This window comes from Streptomyces sp. NPDC015220, from assembly GCF_043079345.1.
Taxonomy (GTDB): Bacteria; Actinomycetota; Actinomycetes; order Streptomycetales; family Streptomycetaceae; genus Streptomyces.
Genome location: NZ_JBIBUK010000037.1, coordinates 37655 through 56833, shown reverse-complemented (window position 1 = coordinate 56833; position 19179 = coordinate 37655). Strand labels below are relative to the sequence as shown.

The following is a 19179-nucleotide window of genomic DNA, read 5'->3' as shown; positions in this document are numbered from 1 at the left end:
GGCCGATGCAGAGGAAAAGGTCGTCGAGTTCTCGTTCCCAGGCCGCGTCCGCATGTTCGTCGATCACGCTGGGAGGCTGTCCGTATCACAGCCCATCCATTTCCCCGGCCCACTCGTTGGAGGGGCGGTCCAGCAAGACCACCCCTGACACAACACCAGCCGACTACACTCCAGACAACGCCTCTGACCAGGCCAGATAGCGAAACGCTGCTGGAGTACTAGATCCTTTTGCGTCAGGCACTTCGGTCGTAACCGAAAGGGATGGCCACCGGCAGGGGCAGCCTGCAGGATCGTCTTGCTGGCACGGCAAGGAGCCCACCCAGGCACGTCGGGAACGGCTCATTGCCTCTGTCCGCCAAACAGTCGGCGAATGCCAGTCCGTAGCGCAGAAGACCGCTGCCAGAGTGCGGTCCAGCGCCCCTGTGCAATCGCCAGAGAAATCTCCGACGGAAGGGAACCTGACCATGAAGAGCATACGTGGGCTTGCCGACCGCATGCTGGAACGCCTGGTGCCGCAGGAGGCGGTGAGCGCGTGCACCGGCTACTGGATTTACCGGTGCATCACCGGTTCGTGCAGCAACTACCCCAACTACACGCAGCGCGTCTGGTCCTGCGACCTCAACAAGCGCGAGTTCGTCAAGTGCGGCTGCTCGTGAGCCGAGGCTGGCCTGCCCTGACTTCGTGAACGGTGCGGGCCAGTCGCTCTCTCCTCGGCGTCCTGGCGTGGTCACCGTTGAAGGTACCGCCCCGCCTCGGACACCGTGCACGTCCGTTTCGTGGCCCGGCCCGTACCAGGGCCGGGCCACGTCTCTCTCGGGAGCCCCCATGGACTTCGTCTCTGCATTGAGTCAGGCCTCGCTCGTCCTGGTCTTCGCCGCAGCTATCGTCGGCAAGATCAGGAACACGGCTTCGTTCCTCGCCTTCAAACAAGCAGTGGCGACACTGGGCCCGGTACCCGCCGCACGGGCGGGTGTACTCGCGGCGGGAGTCGTCATCGCCGAAGCGATGACCGTGCTGCTTCTGGCCGATCCGTGGCCGCACGGCGACCGGCTGCCGGCGGTGATCGGTCTCCTGACGGCGATCGGCCTGCTGGCGTCGTTCACCTACGCCATCGCCCACGCCCTGCGCACCGGAATACAGGTGGGCTGCCGGTGCTTCGGCACCTCGGCAAGCCCCGTTGGTCCGCCCCAACTCATACGCAACTCCGTGCTCCTCGTGCTCGCGGTGGTGGCCATTCCCGGAGCAGGGGAGAGCGGACACCTCTCCTGGCAGGCCCGGTTCGCCGGCTGGCTATGCGGGGCGACGGCCGCTCTCGTCCTGGTGGTTGGAGACGAACTGGTGGCGCTGCTGCGGTCCGCTCCGCCCCGTACGAGCATCTGATCCCTCTACCGAGAAGAGGCCGAACATGATCTACCTGGCCATAGCCCTCGTGGTTGTCGCCCTGCTCTGCGTGCTGGACCTTATGCTGACGCTCGCGGTCCTCCGCCGGCTCAGGGACCGGCCCTCCGCCGGCCCGGTCCCCACCGAAGAGGGCGGCATTTCCGTAGGCGCGGTCGTGGCACCCTTCAGCACCCGGTGCTCCGAGGGCGCGCGGCTCACGGAACGTGATCTCACCGACAACGCTGTGGTGTCGTTCTTCACGCCGGGCTGCCAACCATGCCGGGACAAGTTGCCCCGCTTCGTCGAGAAGGCCACCGACCTCCAAGGCAGCCGCCAGGTGATCGCAGTCGTGGTGTCGAGCAGCGGCGAGCAGCAGCACGAGGAAGAGGCCCGGGAGATGACCGAACAACTCGCTTCCGTGGCACGGGTCGTACGGGAGGAACCCGATGGACCCTGCACGACCGCTTTTCGAGTCAGCGCCTTTCCCTCCCAATTCGCCGTCTCGGCCCCATACGGGGAACCGCTCACGGTGGCCGCCGTCGGGGATGCGGCCCTCACCGACGTACCGGCCGGGCGCGCATGAGCGCCGCCCCGGGGACCGACGCGCCGACCCGTACGGCACCGCTCCACCGCGCCGTCATGTCGGCCCTTGGTCTCGGCGTCCGTGCCACACCCGTCATGATGACCGGATATCTGGCTGTGACCCTGGTCGCTGCCGCGGCACCCGTGGCGGTCACCTGGCTGGTCAAGGACATCCTGGACGGGCTCACGGCCGGCGCCGGTGCGCGAGAGCTCTTCGCCTCCGCCTTCTTGCTGGCCGTCACCGGCGCGATAACGGCCGGCGCCCCACAGCTCACCGGCTACCTCCAGGCCAGAATGACGCGCGCGACCAGCCTTGTCGTCCAGGAACGACTGCATGCCACCGTCGACGGCTTCGTGGGGTTGCGCCGCTTCGAAAACCCGCAGTTCCTGGACCAACTCCGGTTGGCGCAGCACGCCGGCGGGCTCGCACCCTTCCAGGTTGTCCAAGCGGTGGCTGGCATCACCCGCAGCGCCGTCCTCCTCATCGGCTTCATCGGTTCCCTCGCGGTCCTGCATCCGTTGCTCGCTGTCGTAGTGTCGCTGTCCGGCGTCCCAGTGCTCTGGGCGGAGGTCATGCTCAGCCGCCGGCGTGCCGCCACCTTCTGGGAGATCAGCCCCACCGAGCGCCGTGAGCTTTTCTACGCAGCCCTGTTGTCGAGCGTGGAGGCAGCGAAGGAGATCCGGCTCTACGCTGCTGGGCGCTTCCTGCGGGAGCGTTTGCTGGCTGAGCGTCGCAAGGCCGACGCTCAGCGGGAGCGGATGGACCGCAGAGAGCTGCGCGTGCAGGCGTCCCTGCAGGTGGCCGCCTCCCTCCTGGCGGGGGCCGCGTTGCTGTGGGCGGTCGGGTCCGCCGCACGAGGAACGATGACGGTCGGCGGTGTCTCCCTGCTGCTGGCAGCCATCCCAGCCGTCCAGAGCGGCATCGGCGGACTGGCCAGTGAGACCGGACAGGCGCACCACTCCCTGATGATGTTCGATCACTACGTCGCCGTGGTGGGGCTCGGCCTCGACCTCCCCACGCCCCGGCGCCCCACCCCGGTTACGCCCCTGCGTGACGTCATCGAACTGCGGGACGTGTGGTTCCGCTACGAGGAGGGGATGCCCTGGGTGCTGCGCGGCGTCGACCTGCGGATCGAGGCCGGAAAGGCCCTGGCCATCGTGGGGGTCAACGGCTCGGGGAAGTCGACGCTGGTGAAGCTGCTGTGCCGGTTTTACGACCCCACCCGCGGGCGCATCCTCTGGGACGGAACCGACCTACACGACATGGATCCGTCGGATCTTCGACGCCGTATCGCGGCCACCTTCCAGGACCCGATGCGCTATGAACTCACCGCCCGGGAGAACATCGGCATCGGCGACCTGAGAGCCCTCGACGCACCCGGACGGTGCGAGAAGGCGGCACGGCTGGCGGGCCTGCACGAGGACGTCGCACAGCTGCCGCACGGATACTCCACCCTCCTCAGCCGCACGTTCTGGGCCGAGGACGACAACGCATCCGGCGTGCAGCTGTCCGGGGGGCAGTGGCAACGGATGGGCCTCGCTCGTTCGTTCCTGCGCGCGGACGCGGACCTGCTGATCCTGGACGAACCCAGTTCCGGTCTGGACCCGGCCGCCGAGTACGAGATCCACGCCCGGCTGCGGGCCTGCCGCACCGGACGCACCAGCGTGCTGATCTCCCACCGGCTCGGCGCGATCAAGGACGCCGACACCATCGCAGTTCTGGAAGGCGGGCGGATCACCGAGCTCGGCGACCACGCACACCTTCTGGGCCGCCGCGGCACCTATCACCGGCTGTTCACGCTCCAATCCCGTGGTTACCGCGAGCGGTCGGACGACACCGCAGATGAGGAGTCGGACGTGACACTTCCCTTCTCCTTGCCCGGCCCGGGCTTGTGAGGCGGCCGGTGAAGAGGTGCTCCGTGCGCACGGTAGCGGTGACCTTCATCACGCTCGCGTCCCTGCTCCCGACGGCGGCGATCCTGCTCCGGCGTCGCTGCGCCCTTCTTGACGTCAGCGGCTCCAGCATGCATCCCACGTACCGCGATGGGGACCGGCTCCTCGCGTTCAGGGTGCCGGCCCGACTGGTGCGCCGGGGGGCGGTTGTCGCGATCCGGATGCGAGGGGCGGCCGACTCGGGCGACCCGGCCGGCGCGGCCGAGGAGGACGTCATCCCTGGAGACCCCCCACCCACCTTAATGATCAAACGCGTCGTCGCCCTTGCCGGAGAACGGATACCGGGGCCGCTGTGCTCAACGGGCGTTGTGCCGGCCCGGCATGTGTTCGTCGTGGGCGACAACCGTGAAGCCAGTTACGACTCCCGCCATACCGGGCCCGTGCCGGTCGACCTGCTGACCGCAGTGGTGCTCTGCCGGATCCGCCGCGACGCCACCACACGGATCGTGGACCACAGCGCAAGGTGAGTTTGACGGCCGCCACCCGCCGCTCAGGATCTCCCGGCTGCCCGCGGATACGGAGACCGGAGCCCGGCTTGCCGACGACCTGGTGGAAGTGACCTCGCGCCAGCGCAGGGCCGGGTGGCCCGCCTGATCGTGGCGGCCGGCGGGCACGCCGTCGACGTCGCGGAGCTGAACGACATCACGGCCAGCCGCAAGATCAACCGGACCGTGGCCGGGCAGCCACACCAGGCGGCGGCTGAGCCGCCGCTGTATACAGACGACCACAGAACCTGAACCTTGCGCAGCGTAGATGACACGACCTGATCAACCAACCAGCTGACTGACAAAGCCGCAGGCCAAGCCTCTGCTCCAGCACAGCGCCCACAATCACTGCAGCATTGGCACGTTGCCTCCCCCGCCCGCCGACGCACGAAGTACTGATCAGTGCAGGCCAGACCACCAACGGCTGATCAAAAAAACGAGCGGCGGGAACGCCCGCGATACGTCGCGTTCCGTTCATACCGCCGCGTCACGGCGGCACGGACCGCAACGTTCGCCCCCTGCTGGCGCTCGCTGGAGTTCCACGCCTCCACCATGCTCAGCCACCAGGCCGAGCATGTGCGTCCGGCCGAACTGTGCTCCCAGGCACGGGCCAGGGCGGCGGCCGCGAGCGGGCCGGCCGCAACGGCCGGCTTCAGCAGGTACTCCAGGGCTGCGATGGTGTGATGGCGCAACGCCGGGCGGACGGCGGTTCGCGGGTCGGGCTGGCCGGCTGACCCCAGTTGGCCAGCAGCGGTGCGGGCAGGGCCGGTGACCAGTTCCACATCCGCAGCCAGGAGGCAGCGGCTCGACCCGGCTGTCGGCCTCGCTACGTCGGGGACGGCGGGCGGGGCTTGCAGAGAGGGCCGGATCGAGATCCTTCATGACCACGAGATGTCCGTTCTCAGATCCTCAGGATCCAGTGTCTCGTAGGTCCAGGGTCCGGGGCCAAAGCCTGGCTTCATAGTAGGCACCGGCCTGGCCCGCGACGACCCAGCATTACTCCTGACGAGCCGAAGTCAGTGAAGTGATGCGGGGCCGACCACGCTCGTAGCCAGGCGCGACCACGCATCTTTCTGGAAAACCCGGCTCAGGTCCGTGCTCCGGCCCTTCGGCAGTCTGGTCGCGGAACTCACTCATGCGGAGTCGACGCGATTCGGCCTGGCCCTGAAGACGGCGAACCAGGAGAATCCGTGTCGTGTCATTACGTGTACATTTCACAGCGGAAGATCTGGCCCGTACTCGCCTGGCAGACGGCCCTCGACCACTGGTCGAACTGGGTTGCGCCGTCAGACGGCTCCAGACATCGACCCATCGAGTTCGTTTCGATGCATGGAGACAGCGGGCGTTCCTGCGTCTGAATCCGCGCACACGCATGCTTCTCGACCTGTTGCCTGCCACAGGGCGCACAGTTGGCTTCCTCACTCCGGCAGGGAGCGGCAGTCCAGCAAGCCTGATGGAGAAGGTGCGCTGCACTCCTATTGGGCGCGTTCGCGAGGACATGCAGAATTGGGCAGAAGGACAGCAGAAGGTGCCCCTGTGGGCCCAGCGTCTCGTAGACCAGGCTGCCTTACAGCGTCTGGTCGACGTACTCGACCACGCGTACGGCGAGTTAGTGGCACCGCTCTGGCCACAGATCGACCGTCTGGCGCGTGCCGATCATGCCATGCGCGTACGGAGCATGGCTGAAGACGGCATTGAAGGTCTCTTGAAAGGGCTCAATCCGCGCTACATCAAGTGGAATTCGCCCGTGCTGGAGATCAGCATGGCCTCGGGGCGCAGCGGTGACGTTCACCTCTGCGGCCGCGGAATTTTGTTGATTCCTTCATTCTTCGATGGTTCCTTACCAGCCATCGACGAGACCGCCGAGCCACCTTGGCTTCTCTACCCCGTCCACCTCAACGCATGCACGGCAATCCAACCTGTTGTCGTCTCCGCTGCCACGCGGACCGACGTCCCCCAGTCCCTTGGGGCGCTTCTTGGCCGTACCCGCGCCACCGTGCTCTATGTGATTGCTGACCATCCTGGCTGCACCACCACCGAACTCGGTCACCGTGCAGGGATCGCACCAGCCAGCGCCAGTGAACACGCCACCATCCTGAGGACTGCTGGCCTGATCACGACGACCCGTCACCGGAATAACGCCCTGCACACGCTTACCGAAACAGGGATCGCGCTCCTCAACACCTCGACTGCCTCGCCATGAAGCCGCCGCAATCGGCCAAAAAGCAGGCCCGAAAAAAGATCAGAACCGGTCGGTACCTCGACGACGTCGACGGCCGACATGCGAGGCCCCGGAGCAGGACCCCATCGCGGAAGGTATGGCGGCAGCCTCGCGTGGGGCACACCAGATCCCACACCCGCACACGGGCTACCACCGGTCGCCCGTCGACCGGAACGCCGGCCACCGTCCGCCAGTGATAGCCGTGCACCCGTCCCGACGAGGACCCGCACACCGGTCAGAGGCGGTATCCAGCGGCGTCCGGGCCCGCACCACGATCCTCTCACCCTTATCGGCCACATCCTCCATGACCAATGGGGTCACGACTTTCCGTGACCACCGAATATGAGACAGGGCCGAACGATTTATAGCCCCCTGCTCTGCTGGTCAAAGGCGCCTTCTCGTATCTGTTCGGCTGCCGTGGCGTCAGGTGCGGGAAGTTCGTAACCTCCGCCGTGGCGGCGCCGGTAGTGGCAGCGTCGTGCGAGTTCCTGGTGGCGGATCCGCCACCGGGACCAGCTCAGCGACTCTGCATCCGTCAGTTGCGTTCGCGTCACGGGAGAGTATCTGTCGGTAGGCCCCGTCGCGAGGGCGAATCCGAAGATTGATCAGGACTCGATACGCACCGTAGCGCGGCAACCCGACCCGGGACGGTAGTGCCGGGCGCGGCGGAGTGGGGCGCGGGGCGGTGGCGCTGTCGCCGTGCTTTGAACCGTGACCCCCTATCGGTCGATGAAAAGTGACCCCTTCCGTGATCAAGTGATCAGTCTGGCTCCATGGGAGGCTTCGGACGATCGGCCTCGAGCAGTATCTGGAAGCGCTCGCCGAGGAGGAACAGCCGGCCGAGAGGGTCGTTGGCCCGTCGCCGAGGAAGCCGGTGGGCCCGCGCCGTGCGGTGCCGCATCGCCAGAACGCGGCCGGGGTCGAGGACCTGTCGGTCGACTACCAGGCGGTGATGGCAGCCGCGGCCGGGGGTGACGGGCTGAGTGCCCGGCGGGCGGCCGTGGTGCTCGGCTGGGACAGTGCCTCGGCCTCACGCGTCGAGGGCGCGAGAGCACGGTTGAAGAGGCTGGTGGAACGGGGATGGCTGGTGGAGACAAAGCCCGGGAGGTTCACCCTGCCGGCAGAACAGCGCACTGATGAGGCTGTGCGGCCAGGCGGCGGTTCATGAGGGCGATCATCGACCAGCGGATGACGGCTTCGCTCGTGTCGGTGCGTCGTTCGTAGTCCCGGACCAGGCGTCGGCTGCGCAGGAGCCAGGCGAAGGACCGTTCGACGACCCAGCGGCGAGGCAGTGGCTGGAAGCCGCGGACGTCCTCGCTGCGGCGGACGATGTCGAGGACGAGCCCGAGATGCTGGCTGGTCCAGTCGGTGAGGTGGCCGGTGTAGCCGCCGTCGGCCCAGACCCGCGCCAGCCGCCGGAAGTGGCCCGCAGCCTGCGGCAGAAGGGACCGGGCGCCGTCCCGATCGGTCACGGACGCGGGTGTGACCAGCACGGCCAGGAGAAGTCCGAGCGTGTCGGTGAGCAGGTGCCGCTTGCGGCCGTTGATCTTCTTGCCCGCGTCGAAGCCCCGTGAGCCGAAGGTGACGGTGGCGTCCGCCTTCACCGACTGCGAGTCCACGACCCCCGCGCTCGGCTCGGCGCTGCGGCCTTCACCGCCGCGGACGGCTTCCCGCAGCTGGTCGTGCAGCTCGGTGACCAGTCCCGTATCCCGCCAGCGGGCGAAGAAGGCGTAGACGCGCGGCCAGGGCGGGAAGTCCGCGGGCATCGCCCGCCACTTGTTGGCATTGTCGACGAGGTAGCGCACTGCGTCGATCATCTGCCGGTGGCAGTAACCCTCCGGACGCCCGCCGCGGCCCGAAAGCCAGCCCGGAACCGGCAGCAGGTCCCTCACCACGGCCCACTCGGCATCGCTCATGTCCGAGCCGTATCGGGGCCGGCGCTGCGGCCGGTCGACCGCGTTCCCGAACCTGTGGGCGAGGCAGTCACACCCACGAGTGGACGAACTGGACTCGGCGACCACGACCACGCGACACTTCGACAACAGGGCCTCTTGCTTCTCGCTGGACTCGACATCCGCGAGCTACCAAGAGGCCCTTCCTTCATGCACCCACCCCGGACAACTCACCCGAACCCGGCCCCCGTTCGAACCTGTCCGACCGCGCGAGCGGATAGAGAACAGGCACTCAGGTGGCCTGGGTGGGGCCGTAGCTGTCGCCCGGCTGGCCGGCTGCCTGCGGGCCACCCGCGCCGGATCCGAGGACGAGGTAGCCGCGGGCCGCGTAGTAGCCGGTGCAGTCCGGGGTGCATGGCTCTTCCTGGTGGCCGAGGAAGTTGCCGCCGCACACGCAGGATTCGGATCATTCGATGACGATGAACTGGCCCGGGCGGGGGCGCTCCGCGGCGGCCAGAGTGCGCAGGATCCGGCCGACGGGACGGGCCGTATGTGCGTTGCGCGGGTGCTTGCGGGCATGGGCTCTCCAGCGGGCATGGGTGCGGGGGCGCCGGGTGGGTCGGCGCGGTGCGTGGTCGGAGAGTGCGGCTGCTGGGGGTTAGCACGGCAAGACGCGGGCGGGGTGACGCGGGCTGGTGCCGGATCGGTCGCGGCAGGTTGTCCGGGGCGCGGGGTGCGTGTGTTGCGGTCGCCGCGCGGCGTGGTCCGTGGGCGGGGGTCGGCACGGGGGCCGGAAGCTCGCGCGTGGTCCGCGCGTGAGCTTCCGGCCCCTGGGGGTTCTCACTCGGCGTCTTGTGCGTCCTGGTCGGGGCCGTCCTGGGCGGCCAGTTCGGCGGTTGCCTCGATGTCGATTTCGCCGGTGCCGTGGTAGACGATCGTGGTGCCGTCGGGATTGGTCTCGGTGTAGGGCGGGAGGGCGTCGTCGTCGCCGGGATCGTCGGTGCCGTAGGTGCGCCGGGTGCAGTCGGGCGCCGTGCAGCGCCAGACCCTCTCCCCCTCGACCTCGACCGGCTCGGTGGCGGTCGAGCAGTGCGGACAGGGGGGCGTCGCCCGCTCCTGCCACGCCCACAGGCCGCCGATCCGGTAGCGGCCGTCGGCGTCGGGGCGGATGAGGCGGCCCGGGCGTCCAGGGTCGATGCGCAGGCGGGGATCGGAGGAGATGAGCAGTGTGTCGTGCAGCCAGTGGCAGGTGAGGTGGCGGCCGGCGTGGGTGGCGGGCAGGTCGGCGGTGGCCCGGGTGACGCTGATGGGCTGCCACGGACCCCAGGCGCGGGGAACGGGCAGCGCCTCGTACGGGCCGTGCTCGCCGTCGTCGAGGGTGAACAGGTCCGAAAGCGGCGGGGTGGAGTGAAGGGGCGGGAAGCGGGCGGCGGTGTCGGCGGGGACGATCGCGACGGGCGTGTTGCGGAAGACGATGACGCAGTCATTGTGGTCGTCGGCGGGGTCGAGGCACACGTACCGGTCCGCGGCGACACCGCGGGCGCTGGTGTCCGCGCACTCCTCGCACCGTACCGGGCAGGTGCCGAAGCGGCGGGGATGCGCGGTGAACGCCTCGGGGATGTGCTCGGCGTGCCGGATACCGGGGCCGTCGGTGAAGAAGGCGGCGACGACATCGCCGGTGCGCACTTGGTGGGCGGGGACGACGATGAGGTGGGTGTGGTCCATGCCCTCGGGCAGTGGCCCGGTAACGGTTGGTGAGGGTGAGTGCGGGACGTTCAGTGAGCACGAACTGGTCGGTACTGCCAGGCATGGTCAGGATGCGCTCGGGCACGGCGGGAGCCTCTTTCGGGAGTCGTGGACGGTGACGGAATACGGCACGCGGGGCCGGTGACCGGGGCGCGCCGCGGGGTGCCGGGCCGCCCCCCGGGGGTGGGGGCGGCCCGGCGGGCCGGGGGCTCGACCGCACGGTGAGGGGGGTGGTGTGCGGGAACGCCTTCCGGCTGGACCGACACTGCCCCAGACCGGACCAAGCCCCGCAACCAGTGCGGTGGCGGGACGGGCGTGCGGGTGTGCGGGCGTGAGGCGGCCCCGAACCCGGGACGGGGTGCCGGGGGTTCGGGGCCGGGTGGTTCAGGGTGGTCAGCGGGCCGGGATGGACGCCGGGCGGTGGCCGTGGCGGGCAGCGTACGTCTCGGGGTCTGCTTCCGGGTCCTGAAGGAATGCGGTCTCCCACGCGTTGCGGCCTTCTGGGTCGACGTCGCCCCACTCCTGCAAGACGTCAGCCAGTTGGGAGGCGGCAACGGCCCGTTCGGCGGGCGTGAGCTCGACCGGCACGGGCTTGGTCCCGGCGCCCTTCGGATAGGTATTGCGCACCGAGCCCGCGCTGATGGCGTAGAGGAGGTCCTGCACGGTGCGGGCGATGGTCTGCGGGGTGCGGGGCAAGCTGGACATCAGGATGTACCTCGATCCGTAGGGTTGGGAAGGGCCCGGGCAGTAGACCGGGCGCACTATGAAGACGGGGTGCCGGGCCGCCCCGGGGGGTGGGGGCGGGCCGGGGGCTCGACCGCACGGTGAGGGGGGTGGTGTGCGGGAGCGCCTTTCCGGCCCCACCGACACTGCCCCGGACAGGGCCAAGCCCCACAAGGTTCGACCGCGTCACCGACATCACCCCGCTCAGATGCCTCCAGTGAGCTTCGGCTGACCGTCACCGATCACCGGGCCCGCCGATCTGACGGTCGGCGGGCCCGCAACACTCATGTCCCCGAGTGCAGTTGGTCCAGTTCGCTGCCGATCGCATCCCGCAGCGCGTCATGCTGCGGACCGAGCCTGAACCGTTTGTCGCTCCACTGTTCACGCGGATAGAGCCACACCGGCTTGCCCACCATGTCGGCCGGCTCCCACTCGAACCGCGGCCAGACATGCACATGCAAGAACGGGTCCGTGTTCCCCAGGATCTCCAGGTTGACCCGGCGGAAAGCCGGGTCCAGCCGCCGACAGGCCCGCTCGACCGCTTCGCCGAGCTGGTCCATGTCGGATAGGAACGACAGCCGCTTCGCCCTCGGCAGGTCCGACAGCCGCTGCACATCCGGCTCGTCCACGAGCAGAACCGAGTAGCCCGGCAGGAACTGAACGTCCCCGATCACCGCGAACCCCGACGTCAGGCGTCGCAGCACGGTCGGGTTCCCGCCCCTCAGCGCAGCCCCGATCCGGTCCATCCGCCAGTCACCAGTCATGGCCAAAACCTACATTCCGGTGATTAAGACGTTGTCTCACGTGGCAATTTTCGCGAGCTTCTTGCAGCAGGTCAGGGCGGCGGCCAGGCCGAGTAAGGCGAGGAAGTGCGAGCCCTTTTCGTTCGTATCGGACGGTGAGGCGGCGGTAGCCGAAGAGCCTGGCGATCGACCGCTCGACCTACAGCCTCGCCCGCAAGCCGCTCATCCGCGGCATACCCGCCGTCCGGTCCCGCCGGGGACCACGGCGGGACCGCCCCGTCAAACTCCCCGCGGACAAGGCGTACTTCTCCGCCGCACACCTGGCCTGGCTGCGCGAGCGCGGGCTCGTCGCACGCATCGCACGGCCCGGCATCGAGTCCGGCGAACGCCTCGGTCGGCACCGCTGGCGCATGTCACGGAGCACAGGGCGCCGACAGCGGCGCGAACAGGCTCCGATCCGGTCGGCGCCCGTCTTGGGTCCCAAAGCCCCTCCCCAGGGTGCGGCCCTCGTTGGCAGGTGCACAGTAGCCGCCACCACTGACAACGTGAGATGACAAAGCCCGAGGGCCCCCGGCTGGGCCGTCCCTGGGCCGTCCGAGGCCGCTCAACAGTGGCCGATGACAACCAACAATGGGGCCACGCTGAGTGAGCTGAGTGAGTGGGCCAGCTCGCGGGTGACCAATCCCAGTGGCGAGAACCGGCTGGTGGTCAGTCCCCTGCCTCGGCTGCCGGCCTCTTGCTGAGGAACTCCTTCGCGGCCTCAACCGCTTCCCTGTTGAGTTCCTCGATGGAGACTCCCCGGCTCTCCTCCCAGCCGTCCAGGTTGAGCGCGCAGTGGACGAGGGGCTGCAGTTCCACGGGGTAGCCGAGGTCATAGGCGATGTCTGCCCAGATGAGGTGGGTACCGACGGCGGGATCCAGGGATCCGCCGGCGATCTGACGGGCGACCCAGTAGGCCATGGCCCACTTCGCGGCCCGAGGGTCAGCGGGCGGGTGGAAGAGCAGTCCCAACTCTTCGAGCACCTGGTCGAAGAGTGCCGGAGCCTCGGGCTCTTCGCTCCCAAGGAGGCCGGCCAGCATGGCGAGGGAGGGACTCTCGACCCCGGCGATCAGCGCGTCCAGCCCAGCCTGGATGAGCCGGTCGGACCCGACGTGCCTGCCGAATGCCCTCGCGCGCGCGATGTGGCTGAACTGCTGGAGAGCGTCGTCGCGGGTCATCACAGTCTTCTCGGTCGGCCGTTTAGAAAGGAGACTCGCACATTCCCAGAACTCGGAGACCCATATGATCGCCGATGTTGACCGCTCGCCGTAGAGGGGGAACGTGTTGCGAGCTCGAAGGACGGTCCACGTCCTATGCGAGAACGGTCTGCTGGCGGTCGTCGACGTGGAGGACGGACAGGTGCTGGCGTACTGCACCGGCGGACTGATCCTGGACGTGCACGCCAAGACCCTTCCGTCCCTGGTGGACTGGACGGTCAAGGAGGCGAGGCTCGGGCAACCGAAGCTGTCCGGGCCGGGCAAGGACGCCGACCCGCTGCTCGTGCTCACCGCGGCCACGCTGCATCGGATTGGGTCGACGGATGAGGACCGCGTCCGGCACCTGACCGTCGCGCTGCCGCCACGCTAGCCGCTCGTCTCTCCGAGGCCCAGGAGGCCAGAGCCAGCGACCAGCAGCTCGTGACCGAAGGACTCGAGGTGGTGTACTTCCAGAACGGCGGCCGCCGCGCCGGCAGTCTGGAGGAGGTCCGGTTCACGGACGTCCAGCACTTCGGATTCGAGCTTTAGCAGCCGCCTGAACAACCCGCGGGTCCCGCACCTGTGAGTCGGGTAGCCGGATCACGTTGCCGTGATCCGGCTACCCGACTCACAGGACTAAAAGGGTTCGGGGCTCGCTCGCGTATCGCGGAGGCCGTCATGCCTGGAACGTCGTGTCGAGGCCGGACGGCGGGGAGCCGATACGGCGGCTCCGGTCTGCTCGGCGGCAAGCGCCTGGTCGTCGAACTCCCTTAAGAACGCCACAGTCTCAGCGACCGTGGCGACCTTCGTCCACGTCGCCTTGTGCCACCAGCAGGACAGCTCGAAGGGTACGCGCCATGGGGTGCTGGTAAGACTGCTGTTACCGATCCTGCTGGCGAATTCAGGTGGGTGTAGTCCTCTTGAAGGGGACCTGTTTGAGCTGGGGAGCTGCGGGCCAGGTTGCGTCCTGGACGTCGTGTCAGACAGTCTTGACGGACCCACCGTCGATCAGCAGGTCCGTGCCGGACATGCTGGCCGCCAGCGGTGAGGCGAGGTAGGCGACGGCCGTAGCGACCTCGGACGGTTCCAGGAGGCGGCCGATGGTCATGCCCATCGCGGCCGGGATCTGAGCCAGCAGCTGCTCCTGAGTGACCCCCATGGAGCGGGCCAGCTCCGCACCGTAGCCATCCGGGCTCTCCCACATCGCGGTACGCACCGGGCCCGGCGAGATGGTGTTGATGCGCACGCCCTGCGGTCCGAATTCCTCCGCCAATGCCTTGCCGAAGGCGGTCAGCGCGGCTTTCGCGGTGGTGTAGGTGACGGGCCCTGCATGTGGCATCCGGGCGCCGTTGGAGGAGATGTTGATCAGCGCCCCGCGGCGGCGCAGCAGGCTGGGCAGCGCCGCCCGGCTGGTCCGCACGGCGGCCAGGAAGTTCAGGTCGAGGGACTGCTGCCACTGCTGGTCGGTGAAGGAGAGGAAACCGCCGGTTTGGCCTTCTCCGCTGTCGCCGCCGCCGACGTTGTTGACGAGCAGGTCGAGGTCGCCGAGTTCGGTGGTGGCGCGATCGATCAGCCGGGCGGGGGCGTCGGGGGTCAGCAGGTCCACCGGTATGGCCAGGGCGCCGGTTTCCTTCAGCTCCGGGGTGATGGTGCGGGCGGCGGCTACCACGCGAACGCCTTCGGCGGCGAGCGCTTGGACGGTGGCCAGTCCGATGCCGCGGCTTGCGCCGGTGACCACGGCGGTGGTGTTCGTCAGCTGCAGATCCATGGATGTACCCCTGTCGTGGCAATGAACCAGTCGCGACTTCAATGACGCCACAAAGTTAGTAGATGCAACATCAATGATGCAAGTAATCCAGGATCAGCGTCCCTGATGTACTGTCTGGACTATGGAGGCAAGGGGGCGCGCGCTGCGTGCCGATGCGGAGCGGACGGTGCGGACGATCCTGGAGGCGGCCGAACGCGTGCTGGCCGCCGATCCGGCGGCAACCATGGAGCAGATCGCAGCGGCGGCCGGGGTGGCCCGCACCACCGTCCACCGGCGCTTCGCCACCCGCGAGGCATTGGTCGAGGCGCTGGTGACCTGGGCGACCGAGCGGTTCCACCAGGCCGTGGAGGCCGCCCGCCCGCTTACCTCTCCGCCGCTGGTTGCCCTGTACCAGGTGACCGCCAACGTCCTTCAGGTGAAGATCGGCTGGAGCTTCGCGATGAGCCGGACTGCTCCGTCCGACCCCGAAGCGGCACGAGTGCACGCCGACGTCCTGGCCCAGTGCGATCAGCTCTTCCGCCGCGCGCAGGAGGCCGGCCTGCTGTCTGCGGGCACCGATCTGGAGTGGGCCCGCCGGGTCTACTACGCCCTGATCCACGAGGCGGCCGAAGAAGGGCGGGAGGTGGTCGATATCGGCGCCGTCGACCAGCTGGCCGCACGTGTGGTAGACACCCTGCTGCACGGAGTCGGGGCACCGGTGTAGACCTCGCCACGAGGGCCGGTCGGGGGCGTCGGCCCATCCGGCCTTGATGCCAGCGGGCGCCCTCGATCGCGCCGACGCGATCGCCCGGGCCCGCCGCGGTCCGACCTGCAACCTCCCGGATCAACCAATCCCGTCGAGAGAACTGCACCTACTTCGGGTTATGCGACGAGAGAGAGGCCGAGGCGGGCGATGTGGCCAGTCCGGCTGCGGTCGAGCGGGTGGCCGTTCCACCAGGCGACGAGACGGAGCAGGCTCAGCGCGACCGCGGAGAAGGCGTGTGCGAGGTGACTTGGGCAGGCCGCGGTAGTGGGCCCGACGCATGCCGGTGACCGCGACGGCCTGGTGGATGGTGCCCTCGATGTCGGCGCGGGTGCCGTACCTGGTGCGCCACTGCTTGCTGGTCTGTTCGGCGCGAAGTTCCTCTACTTCACCGGCACCGCCGTTCCTCCCGCCCACGGCCTGCGGCCACTCATCCTCGACCGCGACTGGCCAGACGCCTGCGGCAACTGGCCGCTGCCGTCGGCCGCGAGGTCAGACTGGGACAGGGCCACCGTGCACCTCCTGGTCGAACTGGCCGTTTAACCAGGAGAGTTGCACGGTGGCCCGCCTGCTGGGCAGGTAGCGCAAACCCTGTCGCCACCCGCCCCAGGCGCACGCCCCCGCATTGATCGGCTACACCACGAAGCGGGACGCCATCGCGCCGCGCCTTCTGCTGAGCGGACGCCGGCACGGACGGCCGCAACCGGCCACCTCCCGCGAATCCCCGTACGCGGGCGAACGGTGCCGCGTAGGCTGGGAGTTGTCGTCCCGGTGGCCTCCCCCGTGCCACCGGGACGTTCCCTTGTCGGCAGCGGCACCTCTGGTGGATGCCGCCGACCGGATCGGAGCCTGTTCGCGCCGCTGTCGGCGCCCCGTGCTCCGTGACATGCGCGCTCGAGGAGTCCGGCTGGTGCCGCCCCGCAGGGCGGCTCCAAGCACACGCTGACGACCGGGCCACCCGCTCGGACGGCTGCCGCTGGCTGTCCCCCGGCCTGCCCAGACGCCGGCCGCGGGCGGCTATCCGGACGGCTGTCTCCCAGCACCGGCTGCCCGGACTCCTGGCACGCCGGCTCGTCCGGCGCCCGGCGCGGCATGGTGCGCCTTCCCTTCCGTTCCCACGACTGCGGTCATGCCGAGACCACCGCCGCGCGATCACGCCGTCTCACCAGACCCGGGGGTGACCAAGCCGCACAAGTCCCGAAGGCGGTGACGTGGAACGGCCCGCCTCCGGGTGTGCCGGAGGCGGGCCGTCAGGTGGCAGGCGGTGCGGGTCAGGTTGCGGGGCGCTCACGCGCGGACTTGGCTCTGCGAAGCATCCAGCAGGCGTCGTCGGTGTCGCCCCGGTACACCAGGTCAGTCAGCGAGTCACGGTAGGCGATGAGGCGGTTCAGCCTCCCATTGGCCAGGCGGAGTCCTTCCTCGGCGATCTCGCCCCTCCGCCCCTCGGCCTCCAGCCGTCTGATCGCATCGGGGAGCAGGAGGCAAATACCGTCCATGCTCACGCCGCCTTGGCACTGTGGTGGTCCGCTTCCTCGGCGTGGACCCGCAGCGCGTTGCCAAGGAAACGCAGCGGATCATCCGAGACATGCCACTGAGCCCTTTCCAACCTCGACGTGAGTCGGCCGGATGTAGGCTGCCCGCTCTGTCCGGCATGCAGGAGGAGGTTCGTTGGCAGGGGATGGGAGCGCACGGGTGACATCAGCGGAGCCCCAGTTTCCTGTGATCGTCGTGGATGACGATCAGTGGATGTATGTCATCGTGTCCAAGGATCTACTCGGTGAGTACCTTGAGCCCGCGTTCCTGGACGACATCACGGACGCCTTCGATGGGCTCGCCCGGCCCCTGGATTTCGCAGCGCATCCGATGGGAGCCGATGCTGAAGTCCGTGTTCGGGGAGTAGAGCCCGCCTTGGCGCGGCTTCAGATGTGCGCTGCAGCGTTCTTTCAGGTATGGACGCATGACGATCCGCCACAGTGTTCGGCCGATCCTCAGCATTACGTCCGGTCGCTGGTGGAGGCATATGAGCGAGAGCGGGAGCGCCGCAGGAAGCGCCGCTGATCAGTAGTGAAGCTGCAGTGCGAGGACAGCGTGCACTGAGCTTCTTCCAACGTCTCTGGGAATCAGTGCAGTTGTACGTCTGCTTGCTTGATGAGATCGATCGAGTGCTGCGTCGCACCCGAAGACTCAGCCTGGCTGCGCGGGACAAGGACACATGGCCGACCGCACATGGATCGCGCATACGCCAGGCAAGACAGGCAACGATGTGGGGGCGCACGATCGGTGCCACTGGCCTGGGCAGTACTTCCGGTTCGGGGATCTGCAAGGGATGATCAGGGGATTCCGTACACCCGCCCGGTCCAGCTCGCGCTCATCGGAGGATCCCATGTACCGTCGCGCCCTCCGTACACCCACGGCTCTGGCCGCCGTCGCACTCCTGACAGCCGTGGCACCGGCCTGCTCCGGCTCGGCCGAGACGCCAAGGGCTTCCTCGTCGAAGAAGACGACCGCCAACGCTCCGGCCGCATCCCCTGCACAGAGGGTGTCCCAGCCCGACCATGAGCGGCTCGACAACAAGGCCCGCCGCCTGCTCGGCAGCACCGGCCGTCCGAGCACGGACGGCGACGGCTTCATAGCGTCCGGGACGCTCGCGATCCCCGGACAGAACCTGGACGAGACCATCGAGTCCGGCACCGCGCTGCGTGTGGAGGTGGCCTGCGCAGGAGAGGGCACGGTCACGTTCACGGCCCTGTCCGGCACCGCCAGGGCCGTCAGGCGCGTCGACTGCGCGCAGCCGGTAACGAAGGGGTTCCGCCTCACCACGGCAGCGCCGCGCCTCGCGGTCCGGGCGGACTCCGCCACACCCGAAACGGTCGGCACCGCCTACGTGGTGCGCCGCGCCGACTGAGGCTGTCCTTCACTGCGCATCAGCGTGCGGGTGGAAAACGCTCACTGTTCTCCAAGCGGATAGGCTCGGCCAGGCACTGCCGGTGGGAGATGATGGTGTGGCTTCCTGGACCGTCGCTGCTGCGCGAGTCCAGGACGAGGGCGTCCAACGTGATCGGTTCACCACAAAAGTCGCAGCTCCAGACCAGCGATACCAGGTCGGCAGGTCGGATGGTGAGCCGCACTGATACTGGCGGATGCCAGCGGTGGATCTGCTCGATCACTGCATGGATCTGTGAACCGATGGGCGGAAAGAACGCGAGTAGTTCGTCGTGGCTGCTCGTGGTATGGGAGAACTGCTGGATCATGTCGATAGGGCAGTGGTGTTGCGACGACCCCTTGAACCCAAGCCGCGGGTGGGCCTCGTGCACGCGGGCGGGGGTGTCTGTCAGCTGGCGCGGATGCTCGCGGTTTCGGTGACGGTCAGAGTGTGCGCGGGCAGCGTCGCCCGTCCTTCGACCATCGCCTGGTACATGCGGTGGACGCCGTCGATCAGCAGGGCTGCCGGACGGCCGGCGAACTCCTTCGGGTGGATGCCGGGCCCGGGGCGCAGCGGGGCCTCGCCGGTCGGGGCACCCGGGGGGATCCTCGGCCGTGTGCGGAACAGGCGGCGCGGAACGGGCACCGCGCCCCCGTAACCGGCTAATTATCCTGTTCTGAGCGGTCGCTCGCGCGTACCCTGGCCGTCTTCCTATAGAGGCCGGGTGGAGGTTGCCACAGTTGAGCGACATATCAACTCTCCCTTGTTAGACAGGAGTTGCAGCC

General features: G+C 68.5%; 22 protein-coding genes and 4 pseudogenes. 14 read left to right on the top strand and 12 right to left on the bottom strand.

Annotated features, from left to right (window positions below):
• Positions 1-464 precede the first annotated feature (464 nt).
• From ACF061_RS37675 to ACF061_RS37650, 6 genes are all read left to right on the top strand, one after another.
• Positions 465-656, top strand: a complete 192-nt coding sequence (locus ACF061_RS37675; protein ID WP_392271526.1) for a hypothetical protein — start codon at positions 465-467, stop codon at positions 654-656.
• A 169-nt stretch (positions 657-825) separates the two neighbouring features.
• Positions 826-1380, top strand: coding sequence for a MauE/DoxX family redox-associated membrane protein (locus ACF061_RS37670; RefSeq protein WP_392271525.1), 555 nt, complete (start codon positions 826-828; stop codon positions 1378-1380).
• Between the two features lie 25 nt (positions 1381-1405).
• Complete coding sequence (locus tag ACF061_RS37665; protein WP_392271524.1) at positions 1406-1963, top strand: redoxin domain-containing protein; 558 nt, start codon at positions 1406-1408, stop codon at positions 1961-1963.
• 95 nt (positions 1964-2058) lie between these two features.
• The gene (locus ACF061_RS37660; protein WP_392271523.1) at positions 2059-3858 is read left to right on the top strand and encodes an ABC transporter ATP-binding protein; all 1800 of its coding nucleotides are present in this window, start codon (positions 2059-2061) and stop codon (positions 3856-3858) included.
• A gap of 23 nt (positions 3859-3881) precedes the next feature.
• Positions 3882-4382 (top strand): S26 family signal peptidase, encoded by a 501-nt coding sequence (locus ACF061_RS37655; protein ID WP_392271522.1) that lies wholly within the window; start codon positions 3882-3884, stop codon positions 4380-4382.
• Between the two features lie 114 nt (positions 4383-4496).
• On the top strand, positions 4497-4652 hold the full coding sequence (locus tag ACF061_RS37650; protein ID WP_392271521.1) for a hypothetical protein: 156 nt from the start codon (positions 4497-4499) through the stop codon (positions 4650-4652).
• Between the two features lie 176 nt (positions 4653-4828).
• Here ACF061_RS37650 and ACF061_RS37645 read toward each other — a convergent pair whose 3' ends face one another.
• A complete protein-coding gene (locus ACF061_RS37645) occupies positions 4829-5182 on the bottom strand; it encodes a hypothetical protein (protein WP_392271520.1) in 354 nt (117 codons plus the stop codon).
• A 590-nt stretch (positions 5183-5772) separates the two neighbouring features.
• On the opposite strand from ACF061_RS37645, the gene ACF061_RS37640 reads away from it, so the two are divergent.
• Positions 5773-6603 carry an ArsR/SmtB family transcription factor gene (locus ACF061_RS37640; protein WP_392271519.1) on the top strand — a complete coding sequence of 277 codons (831 nt, stop codon included), beginning with the start codon at positions 5773-5775 and terminating at the stop codon, positions 6601-6603.
• An 88-nt stretch (positions 6604-6691) separates the two neighbouring features.
• Here ACF061_RS37640 and ACF061_RS37635 read toward each other — a convergent pair.
• Positions 6692-6987: pseudogene (locus ACF061_RS37635) on the bottom strand (hypothetical protein); the annotation flags it as partial.
• Between the two features lie 412 nt (positions 6988-7399).
• Between ACF061_RS37635 and ACF061_RS37630 the strand changes: the two are divergent.
• A pseudogene (locus ACF061_RS37630) lies at positions 7400-7789 on the top strand (hypothetical protein); the annotation flags it as partial.
• On the opposite strand, the gene ACF061_RS37625 reads toward ACF061_RS37630, so the two are convergent.
• From ACF061_RS37625 to ACF061_RS37600, 6 genes are all read right to left on the bottom strand, one after another.
• Positions 7731-8537, bottom strand: a complete 807-nt coding sequence (locus tag ACF061_RS37625) for an IS5 family transposase (protein ID WP_392271518.1) — start codon at positions 8535-8537, stop codon at positions 7731-7733. The pseudogene ACF061_RS37630 and the gene ACF061_RS37625 sit on opposite strands and share 59 nt — an antisense overlap.
• 268 nt (positions 8538-8805) lie before the next feature.
• Positions 8806-8967 carry a hypothetical protein gene (locus ACF061_RS37620; RefSeq protein WP_392271517.1) on the bottom strand — a complete coding sequence of 54 codons (162 nt, stop codon included), beginning with the start codon at positions 8965-8967 and terminating at the stop codon, positions 8806-8808.
• Positions 8968-9353: 386 nt separating this feature from the next.
• Positions 9354-10238: a hypothetical protein gene (locus ACF061_RS37615; RefSeq protein WP_392271516.1), complete on the bottom strand. Its 885-nt coding sequence runs from the start codon at positions 10236-10238 to the stop codon at positions 9354-9356.
• A 414-nt stretch (positions 10239-10652) separates the two neighbouring features.
• Complete coding sequence (locus tag ACF061_RS37610) at positions 10653-10964, bottom strand: hypothetical protein (protein WP_392271515.1); 312 nt, start codon at positions 10962-10964, stop codon at positions 10653-10655.
• A gap of 302 nt (positions 10965-11266) precedes the next feature.
• Positions 11267-11746, bottom strand: coding sequence for an HIT family protein (locus tag ACF061_RS37605; protein ID WP_392271514.1), 480 nt, complete (start codon positions 11744-11746; stop codon positions 11267-11269).
• A gap of 687 nt (positions 11747-12433) precedes the next feature.
• Positions 12434-12943 carry a hypothetical protein gene (locus tag ACF061_RS37600; protein ID WP_392271513.1) on the bottom strand — a complete coding sequence of 170 codons (510 nt, stop codon included), beginning with the start codon at positions 12941-12943 and terminating at the stop codon, positions 12434-12436.
• Between the two features lie 139 nt (positions 12944-13082).
• On the opposite strand from ACF061_RS37600, the pseudogene ACF061_RS37595 reads away from it, so the two are divergent.
• Positions 13083-13319: pseudogene (locus tag ACF061_RS37595) on the top strand (transcriptional regulator); the annotation flags it as partial.
• Positions 13293-13510, top strand: a pseudogene (locus ACF061_RS37590) (XRE family transcriptional regulator); the annotation flags it as partial. The pseudogenes ACF061_RS37595 and ACF061_RS37590, both read left to right, overlap by 27 nt.
• A 430-nt stretch (positions 13511-13940) precedes the next feature.
• On the opposite strand, the gene ACF061_RS37585 reads toward ACF061_RS37590, so the two are convergent.
• Positions 13941-14729, bottom strand: a complete 789-nt coding sequence (locus tag ACF061_RS37585; protein ID WP_392271512.1) for an SDR family oxidoreductase — start codon at positions 14727-14729, stop codon at positions 13941-13943.
• A gap of 121 nt (positions 14730-14850) precedes the next feature.
• Here ACF061_RS37585 and ACF061_RS37580 point away from each other — a divergent pair, with 121 nt between their 5' ends.
• Both ACF061_RS37580 and ACF061_RS37575 read left to right on the top strand, forming a co-directional pair.
• Positions 14851-15432 carry a TetR/AcrR family transcriptional regulator gene (locus tag ACF061_RS37580; RefSeq protein ID WP_392271511.1) on the top strand — a complete coding sequence of 194 codons (582 nt, stop codon included), beginning with the start codon at positions 14851-14853 and terminating at the stop codon, positions 15430-15432.
• A 306-nt stretch (positions 15433-15738) separates the two neighbouring features.
• Positions 15739-16014 (top strand): hypothetical protein, encoded by a 276-nt coding sequence (locus ACF061_RS37575; RefSeq protein WP_392271510.1) that lies wholly within the window; start codon positions 15739-15741, stop codon positions 16012-16014.
• 728 nt (positions 16015-16742) lie between these two features.
• Here the strand turns inward: ACF061_RS37575 and ACF061_RS37570 are convergent.
• Positions 16743-16967, bottom strand: coding sequence for a hypothetical protein (locus ACF061_RS37570; protein ID WP_392271509.1), 225 nt, complete (start codon positions 16965-16967; stop codon positions 16743-16745).
• A gap of 232 nt (positions 16968-17199) precedes the next feature.
• Between ACF061_RS37570 and ACF061_RS37565 the strand changes: the two genes are divergently transcribed.
• Both ACF061_RS37565 and ACF061_RS37560 read left to right on the top strand, forming a co-directional pair.
• Positions 17200-17529: a hypothetical protein gene (locus ACF061_RS37565; RefSeq protein WP_392271508.1), complete on the top strand. Its 330-nt coding sequence runs from the start codon at positions 17200-17202 to the stop codon at positions 17527-17529.
• Positions 17530-18010: 481 nt separating this feature from the next.
• Positions 18011-18376, top strand: coding sequence for a hypothetical protein (locus tag ACF061_RS37560; protein ID WP_392271507.1), 366 nt, complete (start codon positions 18011-18013; stop codon positions 18374-18376).
• Positions 18377-18395: 19 nt separating this feature from the next.
• Here the strand turns inward: ACF061_RS37560 and ACF061_RS37555 are convergent, their stop codons facing one another.
• Positions 18396-18722, bottom strand: a complete 327-nt coding sequence (locus tag ACF061_RS37555) for a hypothetical protein (RefSeq protein WP_392271506.1) — start codon at positions 18720-18722, stop codon at positions 18396-18398.
• Positions 18723-18802: 80 nt separating this feature from the next.
• Positions 18803-19039 (bottom strand): hypothetical protein, encoded by a 237-nt coding sequence (locus tag ACF061_RS37550; protein WP_392271505.1) that lies wholly within the window; start codon positions 19037-19039, stop codon positions 18803-18805.
• Positions 19040-19179: the final 140 nt, after the last annotated feature.